At 66.9% G+C, this 15,849-nt stretch carries 10 protein-coding genes and 2 pseudogenes; 7 read left to right on the top strand and 5 right to left on the bottom strand.

Annotation, left to right across the window (positions count from 1 at the left end; translation table 11 throughout):
* The first annotated feature begins 69 nt into the window (after positions 1-69).
* Positions 70-2,517, top strand: a complete 2,448-nt coding sequence (locus tag AC1DIQ_RS10335; protein WP_478049981.1) for a DUF3772 domain-containing protein — start codon at positions 70-72, stop codon at positions 2,515-2,517.
* 94 nt (positions 2,518-2,611) lie between these two features.
* Here the strand turns inward: AC1DIQ_RS10335 and AC1DIQ_RS10340 are convergent.
* Positions 2,612-4,660, bottom strand: a pseudogene (locus AC1DIQ_RS10340) (phosphoglycerol transferase I); the annotation flags it as partial.
* Positions 4,661-4,944: 284 nt separating this feature from the next.
* Positions 4,945-6,588 (bottom strand): annotated as a pseudogene (locus AC1DIQ_RS10345) (ABC1 kinase family protein); the annotation flags it as partial.
* A 178-nt stretch (positions 6,589-6,766) separates the two neighbouring features.
* On the opposite strand from AC1DIQ_RS10345, the gene AC1DIQ_RS10350 reads away from it, so the two are divergent.
* On the top strand, positions 6,767-7,678 hold the full coding sequence (locus AC1DIQ_RS10350) for a DUF808 domain-containing protein (RefSeq protein ID WP_121040668.1): 912 nt from the start codon (positions 6,767-6,769) through the stop codon (positions 7,676-7,678).
* A gap of 12 nt (positions 7,679-7,690) precedes the next feature.
* Here AC1DIQ_RS10350 and AC1DIQ_RS10355 read toward each other — a convergent pair whose 3' ends face one another.
* Genes AC1DIQ_RS10355 through AC1DIQ_RS10365 form a run of 3 tightly spaced genes read right to left on the bottom strand, consistent with a single transcriptional unit; the run spans position 7,691 to position 10,493 of the window.
* Positions 7,691-8,350 carry a hypothetical protein gene (locus tag AC1DIQ_RS10355; protein WP_152150886.1) on the bottom strand — a complete coding sequence of 220 codons (660 nt, stop codon included), beginning with the start codon at positions 8,348-8,350 and terminating at the stop codon, positions 7,691-7,693.
* Between the two features lie 10 nt (positions 8,351-8,360).
* The gene (locus AC1DIQ_RS10360; protein ID WP_282261767.1) at positions 8,361-8,885 is read right to left on the bottom strand and encodes an RNA polymerase sigma factor; all 525 of its coding nucleotides are present in this window, start codon (positions 8,883-8,885) and stop codon (positions 8,361-8,363) included.
* Between the two features lie 45 nt (positions 8,886-8,930).
* Positions 8,931-10,493 (bottom strand): GGDEF domain-containing protein, encoded by a 1,563-nt coding sequence (locus tag AC1DIQ_RS10365; RefSeq protein WP_478049982.1) that lies wholly within the window; start codon positions 10,491-10,493, stop codon positions 8,931-8,933.
* Positions 10,494-10,625: 132 nt separating this feature from the next.
* Here AC1DIQ_RS10365 and AC1DIQ_RS10370 point away from each other — a divergent pair, with 132 nt between their 5' ends.
* From AC1DIQ_RS10370 to AC1DIQ_RS10390, 5 genes are all read left to right on the top strand, one after another.
* Positions 10,626-11,264, top strand: coding sequence for an NAD-dependent epimerase/dehydratase family protein (locus tag AC1DIQ_RS10370; RefSeq protein WP_152150892.1), 639 nt, complete (start codon positions 10,626-10,628; stop codon positions 11,262-11,264).
* A gap of 71 nt (positions 11,265-11,335) precedes the next feature.
* On the top strand, positions 11,336-12,214 hold the full coding sequence (locus tag AC1DIQ_RS10375) for a tryptophan 2,3-dioxygenase (protein WP_088433557.1): 879 nt from the start codon (positions 11,336-11,338) through the stop codon (positions 12,212-12,214).
* 243 nt (positions 12,215-12,457) lie between these two features.
* The gene (locus AC1DIQ_RS10380; RefSeq protein ID WP_121040656.1) at positions 12,458-13,960 is read left to right on the top strand and encodes a peptide MFS transporter; all 1,503 of its coding nucleotides are present in this window, start codon (positions 12,458-12,460) and stop codon (positions 13,958-13,960) included.
* A gap of 8 nt (positions 13,961-13,968) precedes the next feature.
* Positions 13,969-14,577, top strand: a complete 609-nt coding sequence (locus AC1DIQ_RS10385; protein ID WP_478049983.1) for a thioredoxin family protein — start codon at positions 13,969-13,971, stop codon at positions 14,575-14,577.
* 121 nt (positions 14,578-14,698) lie between these two features.
* A complete protein-coding gene (locus AC1DIQ_RS10390; protein WP_478049984.1) occupies positions 14,699-15,835 on the top strand; it encodes a hypothetical protein in 1,137 nt (378 codons plus the stop codon).
* Positions 15,836-15,849 lie beyond the last annotated feature (14 nt).

Genomic DNA, 15,849 nt, shown 5'->3' on the forward strand with positions numbered 1-15,849 from the left:
TGTTCTGAACGGGGCCCGGTTTATAGTCGCGGGCAGGCGCGGTGGTCCGCGCGAACCGTTGGTGCTGGCGTGTCGCTTCGTCATTCTTCGTTTGTGGTGCGGTCGCTGGGCTGGCTGCTGTTGTTCACCTGGCTCGGCGCCGCGCCGGTCGCTCTCGGGCAGGCCACGGATCCGCCCCCGGATCCGGCCAAACAACTGATCCAGGCCGAAAAAGAGCTGCGCGCCACCAGTGACGCGCTGGAGGATGCGGGCACCACTGAAACCCTGAAGGCGCTGTCCGACCGCGCCCTGGCCGTCCAGCGCGATGCCGACGGCCTGCAGAGCGCCCTCGACCCGCAGCGTCAGCAGGTGGATGCGCGGCTCGAGCAGCTTGGCCAGGTCGCCGAAGGCACCGTCGAGCCGCCGGAAGTGAGCCGGCAGCGCAAGGCGCTGAACCAGCAGAAGGCTGACATCACCGCGCAGATCGCCCGCGCCAAGCTGCTCTCAGTGGATGCCAGGCAGCTCGGCGAGCGCATCGAGAAGATGCGGGTCACCCAGTTCAGCGAACAGCTGAGCCGCAAGGTCGCCTCGCCGCTGTCACCTGCGCTGTGGCGCAGCTTCGCCAAGGATGTGCCGGACGATGTGCACCGCCTGGCCATTCTTTACCGTCTGGGCGAAGACGCGGCCCGCAAAGCCATTGCCAAGCATGGCTGGAACGCGCCCTTGATCGGCCTGGCGGTCGCACTGGTGCTGTTCTTCCCGTTGCGGCTGTGGCTGCGCGCGCTGGGGCGCCGCTTTGCCGCCTCCGAGCGTGCACCCGATGGACGCCTGCGCCGCTCCGGCCTGGCGGTGTGGCTACTGCTGGTCGGCACGCTGTTGCCGGGCCTGGCGGCGGTGGCCCTGGTGGAATCGCTGGACGCGATCGGCGCGATCCCGCCGCGCCTGCAGCAGGTGGCCGAGACCTTCGAGGTAGCCACCTTCGTGGCCGCCTTCATCGCTGCGCTCAGCGCCTGTCTGCTGGTCCCCAAGCGCCCGTCGTGGCGGCTGCTGTCGCTCGATGACAGCGCGGCGTTGCGCCTGCGCAAGTACGCCTGGGGCGCGGCCGGCCTGACCTGGCTGAGCATCATGCTGGTCGCCCTCGACCGTGCAGCCCGCACCAGCGAGGTGACCACGGTGGCCGCCGATGGGTTGATGGCGCTGACCTACCTGGGGCTGATCATCGCGATCCTGACCTCGCTGGCGCGCATGCACAACCGTCAGGCGGCCGAAGCCGCCGAGGCCGAAGCACGGGCCGATCCCCGCGCCGGTGGTGATGGCAAGGTGCGGGGGGCGCCTCGCCGCAGTGGCTGGATCGTGCTGGCGCGCCTGGTCGGCCACATCGCCGTGGCCGCGGCGGTGATCGCCACACTGCTGGGGTATCTCAACTTCGCGCTGTTCGTGGCCCAGCAGCTGGTCTGGGTCGCGGTGGTGTTCATGGCGGTCTCGCTGCTGCTCAAGTTTGCCGATGACCTGGCCACCTGGGTGCTCGCGCCCAGCAGCCGCGCCGGACAGACCATCGTATTGACCACCGGGCTCAGCGAGGCGCGGGTGGAGCAGGCCGGCGTGCTGCTCTCGGCGGTGCTGCGTGTCGGTGTGATCGTGCTTGGCCTGCTGGCGCTGGCGGCACCGTTCGGCAATCTCAACGCCTTCCTCGGTGGGCTGGATTCGCTGTCCGGTGGGCTGAAGATCGGTGAGACCACGCTCAGGCCGAGCAGCGTGATGTACGCGGTGCTGGTGTTCCTGGTGGTGTGGGCGGTGATGCAGGCGTTCCAACGCTGGCTCAGCGATACCTACCTGCCCAAGACCGAACTGGACGCCGGCGCACGCAACTCGATCAGCACCGTGACCCGCTACCTCGGCATCATCGCTGCGGTGTTGTGGGGCCTGACCGCGCTGGGTATCGGCTTCGAGAAGCTGGCGCTGGTGGTCAGCGCACTCTCGGTCGGTATCGGCTTCGGTCTGCAGGCGATCACCCAGAACTTCGTCTCCGGCCTGATCCTGCTGGCCGAGCGGCCGGTCAAGATCGGTGACTGGGTCAAGCTGGGCGACCAGGAAGGCGACATCAAGCGGATCAGCGTGCGTTCGACCGAGATCCAGGTCGGCGACAAGTCCACCTTGATCGTGCCCAACTCCGAGCTGATCACCAAGACCATCCGCAACATGACGATGGGCAACGCGCAGGGCCGGATCCAGATCCAGTTCTCGGTGCCGTTGAACACCGATGTGGCGGCGCTGCGGCAGATCCTGCTGGATGCCTACACCGATCACCCGGGCGTGCTGAGCGACCCGGCACCGTCGGTGTTCATCGACTCGATCGCCAATGGGCAGATCGCGATCAACAGCTTCGCCTACGTGTCAGGCCCGCGTGCGGTGTACGGCGCACGCAGCGAGCTGTACTTCACGGTGCTGCAGACGTTTGCCGAGGCCGGGATCGCGCTGTCCTCGCCGACGGATATCCATCTGGTGCGGGATCCGGCGGCGCCTGACCCGCACGCGTAAGCGCAACCGATGACGGACGGATGCCGACCGATGGTCGGTACCGTCCCGATGCAGGTAGTGCCGGCCGCTGGCCGGCAGATAGACGATGCAGAAAGTTCTCGGCGTGGTTCAACCAGGCGCGCACTTCCAGATCATCGACCTCGTGGTCCAGGCCGAAGCTCAGGTTGATGCGACCCTCGGCATCCGGCTGTACCCACTGCTGGGCGACCACCACCTTGCGCTGCGAGGAGACCGCTTCGATCCAGAAGCCGCGGTCGGGTGACTGCTTGGTCACCAGCTGCACCATGTACTGGCCGGCGCGGGTGCGGCGGCCCTTCTGGGTGATCATGTGCGCCTGGCGGATGCTCGGGCGCGGGCCGTTGAACGGATCCAGCGGGCCATCCACCGCCACGCCACCGCGCAGCTGGTCATCGCGGAACAGCTTGATGCCCTTGTCCTGGTTGACCAGCATCGCACACCAGTCGCCATCGGCCGAGCCATCCTCGAACGCGGTGCAGCGATCCACGTAGGCCAGCGTATTGGATGGATCGGCCAGATCGAACTGCTTGGAGGTGTTCTCCAGGTAGACCGATTTCAGATCCCAATGCTTGTCGTACTCCAGCAGCACCGGCGGCTGCACATGCTGCAGGCCGATCACCACCTGGTTGTCGTCATCGATGCGCAGCTGGCGGGTCTTGTCGCCCAGCCACAGCGAGCGCGAGAACGCCAGGTAACGCGGGTAGTCCTTGCCGTTGTCGCGGAACACCGCCGCACTCGCACTGTCCGAACGTTCCGGGTGCAGCAGCGAGCGGCCGAAGCCGATCGAATCGATGGCCGGGTCGATCAGGCTCAGCAGGGTGGCGCCCGAATCCAGCGTCGAGCCGGCCGGCGCGGTCAGCTGGCGCGGGGCGATGTCCTTGCCCAGGAACAGCAGCAGGTTCTCGCGGTCCTGCTTGGCCAGGATGTGGCTGAGATCATTCGGCATGGCCAGGTGATCGGAAGCGATCACGATCAGGGTTTCTTCGCCGTACGGGCTGGCCTGGATACGGTCGACCAGCTTGGCGATCAGCCCGTCGGTGCACTTGAGCGCATTGAGCATGCCGATGTTGCCGTGCTCGCTCTGGTAGCGGGTGCCTTTGCAGGCCACGGGCAGGTGACCGGCCGGGTGATGGGTGTCCATGGTCAGCGTGGTCAGCATGAACGGCTCGCCCTTGCGCGAGAGCTGCACGAAGCGGTCGTACGCCTTGTCCAGCAGCACGTCGTCATGCACGCCCCACGGCGAGAAGTGCGCGCGGGTGATCTTCTGCTGCTTGAACCAGGCCAGGTCGTCCACGGTATCGAAGCCATGTGTGGCCAGGAACTGGCCTTTGCCGGCGAACTGGCCGTTGGCCCCGCCCAGATAGTGATTGGTGTAGCCCTGCTGCTTGAGGTAATCGCCCAGGCAGACCGCTTCAGGCAGGAAGCTGCCCATGCGGCCCATGCTGTTCTCGTCTTCCTTGGCGGTGGTCAACGGCACGCCGCACATCGAGGAGACCAGCCCGGCGATGGTCCAGCCACCGCCCTCGGCCGAGACCAGCCCGCGCACATCCAGCGACTGCGCGGCCAGCCGGTTGATGTTGGGCATCAGGTCCGGGAAGGTGGTTTCATTGAGATAGGTGCGTTCCAGGCTTTCGCCGTAGATCCACACGATGTTGCGCGGCTTGGTCAGCGGCTGCTGTGGCACGCGGTACTCGGCCTTGACCATGCTGTAGTCGACCGGGCGCATCTGCTGGTACAGGCGCTGACCATCGCTGTAGAGCGGGCTGACCACGATCGCGACGAACCACATCGCCATGAAGCCGGCGAACACGGCCTTGCCATGTGCGGGGCGATCCCGACGACGGAAGCGCGCCAGCAGCAGCGGGGACAACGAGAGCAGGGCCAGTGCGATGAAGCCGGCGATGTAGTGCTTGAAATCGGCGATGCCGGCGCCTTCCATGTCCGCACCGAGGTGGTACAGGGTGGCGGCATTGAGACCATCACCGGACAACTTGTTGATCAACCACCACGCACTGAGGGTCAGCAGCAGCAATGACATCAGGCTTGCCTTCCACCACACCCATGTGTCAGATGCGAGGAACAGCCAGGCGAGCAGCAACAGAGACAGCAGCAGGATCCAGAGCATAAGCACTTTTGGCAGTGGAGACAGGTGGTGATGGACGTCATGACGACGTATGTCCCATCCGACCGGCTGTCCCAACCACACATGCATGACAAGCCGATGACTCGATCATGCCTGCACGAACCTGACTGAAATGTTTGTTGAAAACGACATTCGTACACACGTATCGCACCGCGACATGCGACGTAAAACACGCGTGAAGAAGCGCGCACGATGCTGCAGTGCATCGTGCGTTATCCGTGGTGTTTTCCGTTGGGTCTGAATGCGTGGTATGCGCGGCAGGTACGTCAGCGGTGCCCGCGTTCTTCCTTCGAGCGCGCACGACGATCGAAGATCAACGCACTGAGGATGATGCCCAATCCCAGGAACACACCGATCAACATCAAGGTGAATGCGATGGCCGGATAGCCGAACAGATGCCAGCCGGTATCGACCTTCATCATCATCGCCGCAGCAAGTATCAGGGCGGCGGTGACGATGCCGGCAGAGACACGGTTGGCGATCTTCTGCAGATTCTCCATCAGCCGTGACTCTTCCAGCCCGGTGACCTTCATCTGCAGGCGGTTCTCGGCGAGCAGCGCGAGGATGTCGGTCATCTTGCGCGGCCCATCGCGCAGCAGCTGCTGCATCTCCATCGCCTCGCTGGCGAGATTGGCGGCGGACAGTGATTTCTTCAGGCGTGCGCGCATCACGTGCTGCAGCTGCTTCTCCACGATGCGGCGCGTATCCAGGTCCGGTGACAGCAGCCGGCACACGGTTTCCAGATTCAGCAGCGCCTTGCCGAGCAGGCTCAGCTCCGGCGGGGTGCGCAGGCCACTGGCGGTGGCGATGCGGACCAGGTCCAACACCACGCGGCCCTCGGAGAAGCTGCTGTTGGCGGCATACCGCGCGATGATCTGCCCGGTCTCGCGCAGATAGCGTTCCTCATCGAAGAACTCCAGCCGTGTGCTGATGCCGATGATTTCATCGGCGACTTCTTCGCCGCGCCCATCCACCGCCGCGAACAGCAGTTTCAACAGGCGCTCGCGCAGGCGTGGCGGCATGTGCGCGACCATCCCCAGATCGAAAATCGCCAGGCGACCGGCCGGCGTGACGCGTAGATTGCCGGGATGCGGATCGGCGTGGATCTCGCCGTGCACGAAGATCTGGTCGACATAGCCACGGATCAATGCCGCGGCGAGCGGCGCCATCGGCTGCTCCGTGCGGCGCACATCGGGGATCATGTCCACGCGCACGCCCTGGGCCAGCTCCATGGTCAACACGCGGTGGCTGCAGTAATCCCAGATCGGCTGCGGCACCCACAGTGGTTTGAACGGCTTGAGGTGCTGGCCGAAGCGTTGCAGGTTTTCGGCCTCAGCCTGGTAGTCGAGCTCCTGCATCAGGGTTTTGGCGAACTCATTGAGCCAGTCGCGCAGGCGCACGCGGCGGCCGACCTGGGTGAGGTGGTCAGCGGCCAGCGCGAAGCTGCGCAGCACGTCCAGATCCGAACGCAGCTGCGCGGCGACCTCCGGCTTCTGCACCTTGACCGCCACCTGGCGGCCATCGTGCAGCTCGGCGCGGTGCACCTGGGCGATCGAGGCGCAGCCCAGCGGGACGGGGTCGAAGCTGGCGAACAGCTTGGATACCGACGCGCCCAGTTCCTTTTCGATGATCGCCGCGACGCGCTCGACCGGAATCGGCGCCACGTTCTCCTGCATGCGCTCCAGGGCCGTGGCGAACTCCACCGGCACCATGTCCGGGCGGGTGGAGAGCATCTGGCCCAGCTTGACGAAGGTCGGCCCCAGCGATTCCAGGTCGGTGACGAACTGCTCCGGGTTGCCGTCCGGCGGCACATCGTGGACCGCGCGTGCGTCCAGGTTCATGCCGGAAAACACGCCGGAATTACGGTAGCGCAACAGCAGGCGCAGGATCTGGCTGCGGCGGTTCATGCCCTTGACCAGCGACGGCGAACCGGTGACGACGGGCGTGGTATTCAAGCAGGACTCCGGGGCGACGATCACCGGCAGTGTGGCCGGGCGGCAGTGGTGGGCCGGTGAATCCGCCCCCGCTACCGCGACAGGGGCCGGATCGGTCAGAATCGGCGCTCCCGCTTCCTCCTTTGGATCCACCATGGCCGGTGCCAGTCTGTTCGCGTTGCTCGATGACATTGCGTCCCTGCTGGACGATGTGTCGGTGCTGACCAAGGTGGCGGCCAAGAAGACCGCCGGCGTGCTCGGCGACGACCTCGCGCTGAACGCGCAGCAGGTGACCGGGGTCAGCGCCAACCGTGAGCTGCCGGTGGTGTGGGCGGTGGCCAAGGGCTCGCTGGTCAACAAGGCGATCCTGGTGCCGGCGGCGTTGGCGATCAGCGCCTGGCTGCCCTGGGCGATCACCCCGCTGATGATGATCGGTGGCGCCTTCCTCTGCTACGAGGGCGTGGAGAAGCTGGCGCACCGCTTCCTGCATTCGCGCGATGAGGATGAACAGCGCAAGGCCGAGCGGGCCAAGGCCCTGGCCGACGAGAAGGTGGACATGGTCGCGTGGGAGAAGGACAAGGTGAAGGGCGCGATCCGCACCGACTTCATTCTGTCGGCCGAGATCATCGTGCTGTCGCTGGGCGTGGTCTCCAGCGCGCCGTTCCTCAACCAGGTCAGCGCGCTGGTGGTGATCGCGCTGGCGATGACGGTGTTTGTCTACGGCCTGGTCGCCGGCATCGTAAAGCTGGACGATCTGGGCCTGTACCTGTCGCGCAAGGGCGCGGCGCTGGCGGCGGTCGGCCGGGGCCTGCTGGTGGCCGCACCGTGGCTGATGAAGTTCCTCTCGGTGGCCGGTACCGCAGCGATGTTCCTGGTCGGTGGCGGCATCCTGGTGCACAGCATCGCGCCGCTGCATCACGCCATCCTGGCAATGGGCGGCGATGGCAGCTGGGGCTGGTTGATCAACGCGCTGGGCAACGTGATCGTCGGCGTGGTGATCGGCGCGGTGGTCCTGGCGGCGGTGACCGGGTTCCAGAAGCTGCGCGGGGCCAAGCCCGCGCACTGAGGGGCGACCCCATCAGGCCGGCTCCCAGCCGCGCAGGGCCTCCAGCTCGGCGTGTGCGTGGGCCAGCCGGCGGCCGGACAGCGCATCGATCACGCGCTGCAGCCACGGCGAGGCCGGTGCGCGCTGGGCCCAGCGGCGGGCAAGGATCAAGGCGGCCAGCATGGCCAGCGTCCCCGCGCCCAGCGAGGCGAGCAGCCACGGCGCGGCAAAGGCGCCCAGATCCACGCCCCAGGCCTGCCAGGCCACCAGCACCGGCACGGCCAACCATAGCCAGCACCACGGCAGGCCGAGCAGCAGCTCGGTCAGCGCGGTGTGGCGACGCAGCGCGGCCAGCTGCTGCGATTGCGCCAGCACCGTCTGCGTCGGCTGCAACTGCCGGCGGCGATGCAGGCGGGTGATGCTGGCGATGATCACCGCGATGCAATAGGCATGCAGCGCCACCGCGCTGAGCATCACCGCCAACGGAGGTTGCTGCCACCACTGGCTGCCGCAGTACACCGCCACGGCCAGCCAGACCACCAGTTGCAGCCCCTGCCACAGGCTGAAGAGGCCGAGCTGGCGTTGAACGCTGCGTTGCCGATGGCTGCGCCACGCTTCCAGCGCGAAGGTTTCCTGCGCATCGGTGGGGGTGCCGACGCTGTTCCACAGGTGCTTGAGGTCATCCGGTTGCATGGCGGGGCTCTCAGTCGGCGGGGTTCAGGCGAGTGCGCAGTTGCTGGCGCAGGCGGTGCAGGCGGGTGGAGACGTTGGCGACGCTGATGCCCAGCACCTCGGCGATCTGCCGGTGGTCGTGATCGTCCAGGTGCAGCAGCATCAGGGCACGGTCCAGTGGCGGCAGCGCATGGATGGCCACCTCCAGCTGATGCAGGGCATGGCGTTGCTCGGGAGGTGCACGGTCGTCCGCGGCGGGCAGGTCGTCGTCCAGCGCGGCGTGGTGGCGCTGCCGATGCTGCTGCCGGCGCCATTGCGAGATCGCCACGTTGAGCGCAAGCCGGTACAGCCAGGTCGAGAAGCGCGCCCGCGCCGGGTCGAATTCCTCGAATGCCGCCCACGCCTGCACGCTGATCTCCTGGACCAGATCGAGCCGATCCTCGGGGTGGCGGCAATAGCCGCGCGCCACCTTCAGCACGATGCCGCGGTGCTGCTCCAGCAGCGCGGCGAAGCGCGGGCGCAGATCAATGTCGGTAGCGGGCCGTGTCATGTCCATACCCGGGTGATTCGCGCCGGTGCGCGGAATATCACGGGCGCGGGCTCAGCGCGGTGGCTCGGCCGCCAGTACGCGGTTCTTGCCGACCCGCTTGGCCGCATACAGCGACGCATCGGCACGCCGCAGCAGCGCCTCGGCTGGCTCGCCCGGCTGCCATTGCGCCAGCCCGGCGCTGAAATGCACCGGCACGCGCTGTTCGTCCAGCGGCAGCGGCCGCTGCGCCAACGAGCGCTGCAGCCGAAGCAGGGTGGACATGCTGTCCGCTGCAGGTGTTTCCGGCAGCAGCAGGACGAACTCATCGCCGCCGAGCCGGGCGATGGCATCGCTGCTGCGCAGGTGCAGCTGGCAGACGGTCACCAGGTGGCGAAGCACCGCATCGCCACCTGCATGGCCATGCAGGGTATTGGTCTGATGGAAATCGTCCAGGTCCAGCAGGGCCAGCGCCAGCGGATGGCCGTGGCGGGCGGCACGCGCCAGTTCGCGCTCCAGCAGCTCATCCAGACCGCGGCGGTTGAGCGCACCGGTCAGCGGATCGGTCCGGATCAACCCGGAGACCTCGCGCAGCTCCTGCTCCAGCTCGGCGATGCGCTGTTCGGCCTGTTCCACTTCACGGCGTGCATTGCCCAGGTGGTCGCGCGCCTGCAGGGCCTGATCCTGCACCCGGCCGGTGTCCTGCAGCACGTCCTGCAGCAACTGGTTGAGGTCGGCGATGCTGCGCGCTTCCTTCAGGGCCAGCGCGTAGCTGCTGATCCGGTCATGGTATTCGCCCGTGCTCACCGCCATGCCGTCCAGGCGCTCGATGAAGCCCCCCATGACGTTCTTCATCGCCGCCTTGGATTCGACGATGCCCTGCTTGAGCAGCCCCTGCTTGTAGATCACCTCGCGCAGGTTGGCGCGCGCCTGTTCGACCGAATCGCGATCCAGCGGGCCGCCGATCAGCGAACGCACCGCGTGGACCTGGCCGTGCAGCCAGCTGCTGTCATCCAGCAGCTCGCTGATGTTGTCCAACAGCAGATCGAACAGACTCAGCAACAGCTCCTGCTGTTCCTGCCAGCCATCGCTGCGCACGCCGATCTGGTGCGAGAGCTCGCGCAGCCGTTGTTCGATCGGCTGCAGCGGCTGGCCGGGATGCCAGTGGCGCAGTTCACCGGCCAGCTGCACCGGCTCCTCGCGCAGCTCGGGCATGTTCTGCAGCAGGCTGGCCACGGTCACCCCGACGGTATGCCGCAGCAGCTCGCGCAGGCGCAGGCTGTCGGGCTGGCCATCCGGGGTTTCCTGTTCGATGGTGCGGATGTACTTGTCGATCAGCTGGCGCATCGCGCGGCCATAGCTGACCCAATCCGCGCTGCGCTGCGCCGACTGCAGGCGCAGGCCCATGTCGCCCAGCTCGCCGGGCAGGGTGGACATGCCATTGGCGAACGCGGCCAGCAGCGGCTCGGGCGCATCGATGCCGGCGAACAACCGTTGCAGCATCGCGCTGCTGCCCCCCTTGGGGCCGGGCGCCGGCTCGCTGGCGGCCTCCACCGCTGTGCCCACGCTCTGCCGCCGCGACAGCAGCCGCCCGACGGCGGTGCCGGGGCTGGGGGGAGCGTCGTGCGGGTCCGTCATGCGGCAGATCCTTGCAGGGCACGGCCGGAGCCGGAGCGGTGGAGAGGTGGGAACAGTATCGGCGCAGTGGGGCCGGCCTTGAACCGGTCATGCATGGCAGGATGGTAAGCACGGCGACGGCAGGAGAGTGCGATGAAGGTGATGCTGGTGGGGGCGACCGGACTGGTCGGCAGTCATGTGCTGCGGCAACTACTGGACGACCCCCGTTGCGATGCGGTGATCGCCCCGACCCGCCGCGCGCTGGATACCACGGATGCAGCGCTGCTCAACCCGGTGGTGGACTTCGCACAGTTGCCGGGCGAGGCCGACTGGTGGGCGGTGGATGCCGTGATCTGCGCGCTCGGTACGACGATCAAACAGGCCGGCAGCCAGGAGGCGTTCGCACGGGTCGACCATGATTTTCCGCTGGCCGTGGCACAGCAGGCACGCGCCCGCGGCGCGCATGCCTTCGCGTTGAACTCGGCGATGGGCGCCGATGCGGGCGCGCGGCTCTTCTACAACCAGGTCAAAGGCCGGCTGGAGCAGGACCTGCGGGAGCTGGGCTACCCTTCGCTGACCCTGGTCCGGCCCGGACTGATCGGCGGCGAACGTGCCGAGCGGCGCACCGGCGAGCATCTGGCCAGCGTGGTGCTGGGGGTGCTCGGTCCGGTCCTGCCGCGCGCCTGGCGGATCAATCCGGCCGGGACGATTGCCGCCGCGCTGGTTGAGGCGGCGCTGGTGCCGACGCCCGGCGTCAGGATCGTGGGTTCGGCCGATCTGGCGGCGCGCTGAGCCGCTGACGGCCGGATGCGCGGCCCCCCGGCCACTGCGCTACCCTTTCAGCCCCTTTAGCGGTCCCTGCCATGTCCGTCGACAAGAACCAACGCGATCTCGAAGCTGGTATCCACACCGATCTGGAGGGGCGGCTGACCTACGGCGGCTACCTGCGCCTGGATCAGCTGCTGTCGGCCCAGCAGCCGCTGTCCAACCCGCCGCACCACGACGAAATGCTGTTCATCATCCAGCACCAGACCTCCGAGCTGTGGCTGAAGCTGCTGGCACACGAGCTGCGCGCGGCGATCGGCTTCCTGCAGCGCGACGAGGTCTGGCAGTGCCGCAAGGTGCTGGCGCGCAGCAAGCAGGTGCTGCGCCAGCTGACCGAGCAGTGGTCGGTGCTGGAGACGCTGACCCCTTCGGAGTACATGGGTTTCCGCGATGTGCTGGGCCCGTCCTCGGGCTTCCAGTCGCTGCAGTACCGCTACATCGAGTTCCTGCTGGGCAACAAGAACGCGCAGATGCTGCAGGTGTTCTCGCATGACCCGGCCGGCCAGGCCCAGCTGCAGGAGGTGCTTGATGCCCCCAGCCTGTACGAGGAGTTCCTGCGCTACCTGGCCCGCTTCGGCCATCCGGTCCCGGCCGGCTATCAGGGGCGGGACTGGCAGCAGCCGCACGTGGCCGACGATGCGCTGCACCCGGTGTTCGAGCGGATCTACCAGAACACCGACCGTTTCTGGCGTGAGTACGCGCTGTGCGAAGACCTGGTCGATCTGGAAACCGCCTTCCAGCTGTGGCGGTTCCGCCACATGCGGACCGTGATGCGGGTGATCGGCTTCAAGCGCGGCACCGGCGGCTCCAGCGGGGTCGGCTTCCTGCGCCAGGCGCTGGAACTGACCTTCTTCCCGGAGCTGTTCCAGGTGCGCACCACGATCCGCAACGACGACCCGATGCCGCCGGACGCCTGATCCGGCATCGGCCGCAATAAGCCTATTCATATTTACCTGCCGCATCCGCCGTACGGTGCGGCAGGCCCCGCCGTTGCTGCGCTGCCGGCTTTTGCCCGGAAGTTGCAGATGCAAGTTCAGCGACCATGCTACCAGCGGTCCACATCAGCGTGTATTTGACGTGAACGTGGTTGGTCTGGGATTCTCCCGCGCTGCTTTCGCACATCGGACGTGCATGTCTTCCACCGAACCCAGGAATCCCGCATGAGCGTAGACGCCGCCGCGAAATCCGTTCCCGATCCGGCGCTGCCGGAGTTCAAGACCACGCTGGGCCATCCGCGCCCGTTGTGGATGCTGTTCATGACCGAATTCTGGGAACGCTTTGCGTTCTACGGCATCCGTTGGGCCCTGGTGCTGTACATCGTCGCGCAGTTCTTCGACGGTGATTCGGCCGGCCAGGCCGCCGCCAGCCGGACCTACGGTGCCTATCTGGCGCTGGTGTACGCCGCCGCCATCTTCGGTGGCTACGTCGCCGATCGGGTGCTGGGCTACCAACGCTCGATCCTGACCGGCGCGGTGATCATGGCCGCCGGCCTGTTCATGGTCGCCATGCCCAACAAGGAAATCTTCGAACTGGGCCTGGCCACGATCATCATCGGCAACGGCCTGTTCAAGCCGAACATCTCCACCATGGTCGGCAAGCTGTACGGCCTGAAGGATGAGCGCCGCGATTCGGGCTTCACCATCTTCTACATGGGCATCAACATCGGCGCGATGATCGCCCCGGTGCTGACCCAGTACCTGGCCGAGCGCGTGTTCGGCACCCAGGCGATGCCGTCCTACAAGATGGTCTTCATCGCCTCGGGCATCGGCATGCTGATCAGCCTGGCCTGGTTCTACGTTGGCCGCGCCGGCCTGAAGGGCATCGGCGCCCCGCCGGCCGGTGCAGAGGGCTATGGCCGCATCGTGATGGTGTTCATCGGTGCGATCGTGGCGATCCCGATCGCGTTCTTCCTGCTCTCCACCGGCGCCACCGCGCTGGCCTGGATCCTGGGCGCGATGTTCATCGCGCTGGCGATCCTGCTGCTGGTTGAAGGCATCCGCGAAGGCAAGGTCCAGCGCGACCGCGTGATCGCGATGCTGATCATCTTCACCTTCAACGTGATGTTCTGGATGTTCTTCGAACAGGCCGGCAGCTCGTTCACCTTCCTGGCCGACAACATCGTCAACCGCAACCTGGGCGGCTGGGAATTCCCGACCGCCTGGTTCCAGTCGGTCAACTCGGTGGCGATCATCACCCTGGCCCCGATCATTGCCTGGATCTGGATCAAGCTGGGCCGCGCCAACCCGTCGATCCCGCGCAAGTTCGGCCTGGGCCTGCTGTTCAACGGTGCGGCGTTCGCGCTGCTGATGGTCGCCCTGTCGAGCATGGTCGTGGATGGCAAGATTCCGTTCTGGACGCTGTTCATGGTCTACGTCATCCAGTCCGTCGGTGAGCTGTGCCTGTCGCCGATCGGCCTGTCGATGGTGACCAAGCTGGCCCCGGTGCGCCTGGTTGGCTTCGGCATGGGTGGCTGGTTCCTGTCCACCGGCATCGGCAACAACATGTCGGGCATCTTCGCCGGCGTGGTCAGCGGCGAAGGCGGCATGACCGTGGAATCGGCGCTGAAGGGCTACACGTTCGGCTTCTGGGCGTTGATCATCTCCGGCGTGGTGCTGTTCCTGGTCGCCCCGCTGATCAACAAGCTGATGCACGGCGTCAAGTGAGGAAGGCGATGCGCATGAAAGCCGCGGGAATGTCGATGATCGTGGCCGGCCTGCTGGCCGCCTGTTCGCCGTCGTCGGCGCCTACCGCGGCGCCTGCGCAGCCGCTGGATACCTCCGAGCGGAAGGCCCCGGTCGCCGATCCCGGCGCACCGGTGGCCTCGGGCAACACCCCGGCCGCGGCGGACATCGCCGCGATCGCGGCGCTCAACGCCCAGTTCGATCCCGCCCGCGATCCCGTCGCCGATCTGGCCACGGCCAAGGTCGAGGCCCAGCGCGGGGGCAAGCGGATCATCCTGGATGTGGGCGGTGAGTGGTGCCCGTGGTGCCATCTGATGGATGGGTTCATCGAAGGGGATGCGGAGATCCGCCGCTTCCGCGATGCGAACTATGTCTGGATGAAGGTCAACTACAGCGAAGAGAACGAGAACGCGGCGTTCCTGTCGCAGTTCCCGCCAGTGAAGGGCTACCCGCACCTGTTCGTGCTCGATGCCGACGGCACGCTGCTGCATTCGCAGTTCACCGGTGAGCTGGAAGCGGACAAGGGGCAGAAGAAGGGCTACGACCGTGGCCGCTTCTTCGCCTTCATGAAGCAATGGGCGCCACCCAAAGCGTCGTGATCTGGAAAAGGCCGCGGATTCCGCGGCTTTTTTTTTGCCCTCAATTTGTCCGCTGCCCTGCCGCTACCCCCAAGGACCTCATGCCGCGCTGTTCGTGGCGGACAACCGACGGAATCGACGCATGCAGCCGGGCACCAGCGACAGCACCACCGAAGTCTCTCTTGATGCGCCGGCCGGCGTGAGCCTGCCGCCGGTCGATGTGCTGCTCGATGACCACACCGCACCCGATGCGCTGGAGGCCGACACGCCGGCGCCGGGCGCGATCCGCTACCGCCTGCCGATGGTCTCCGTGCCCGACAACGTGCTGCTCAAGGCGGCCGTGCAGAAACTGGTGGAGCAGAAGGCGCAGCTGGACACGCTGGCACGCCAGGGCACGCTGCCGGGCCTGATTCCCACCGAGTGGCAGGGCAGCGGCCTGCGCGGCGTGGACCTGCAGGGCTTCGTGCTGAGCGTGGTGCCGTTCCTGCAGAACGCCAGCAAGGACGAAACCGCCCCGGCGCGCTTGCCGCTCAAGCACTTGCTGGGGGACGCTGGGCGCTGGGACCAGCACGATGTCGCCGAACCCAAATCGCTGGCGTTCTTCCTGGCCAGCGATGACCGCGCCACCGCCGGCACGAAGGATCCGGCCGAGGTGTATCTGGTCGGCGCGCTCGGCCTGGCCTGGGCGCACGAGGGACGTACCCGCCCGGGCTTCCTGCGTGAGATGGGCTACGACAGCATGGCCGCCCGCGTGCACCTGCTGCCTTATCCGGCGGCGGCGCAGCTGGCGCTGTACAGCGTCACCGCGCATGGCATGACCCAGATCTGGTGCGTGATGGACCGCCGCAAGGTACGGCCCTTGCTGGCACCCTGGATCAGCGTGCCGCTGCTGACTGCCTACGGGGTCAACGCCCCGCAGACCTGGCCGACCAGCTTCCCGGCGGTTGACGAGGTGGCCGCGATGCTGGCTGCCGCGCGTGGTGGCAAGGGGCCGGTCGAAGCGGACCTGGGCAAGGTGGCCGCGAAGGTTGCCCAGGACGCCTCAGGCGAAGCCTGGATGCCGGTCAGCCTGCTCCAGGTCGGTACGTGGTCACCGCGCTGGCGCTACTTCATGGCCACCTTCATCGGCCTGCCATCGCTGCTGCTGGTGGTCGCCGCGCTGGCTCTGCCGGGTGCGATCGAAGCGGCCGCCGTGGCCGCCTCGCTGGGGTTTGCCGGCGGTGCCATCGGCGCGCTGGCCGCGCCGTGGGTGCATGCGCGGCGCAAGCACCTGAGCTGAGCCGCAACGACCAA

Source organism: Stenotrophomonas sp. 05L413 (genome assembly GCF_056397945.1).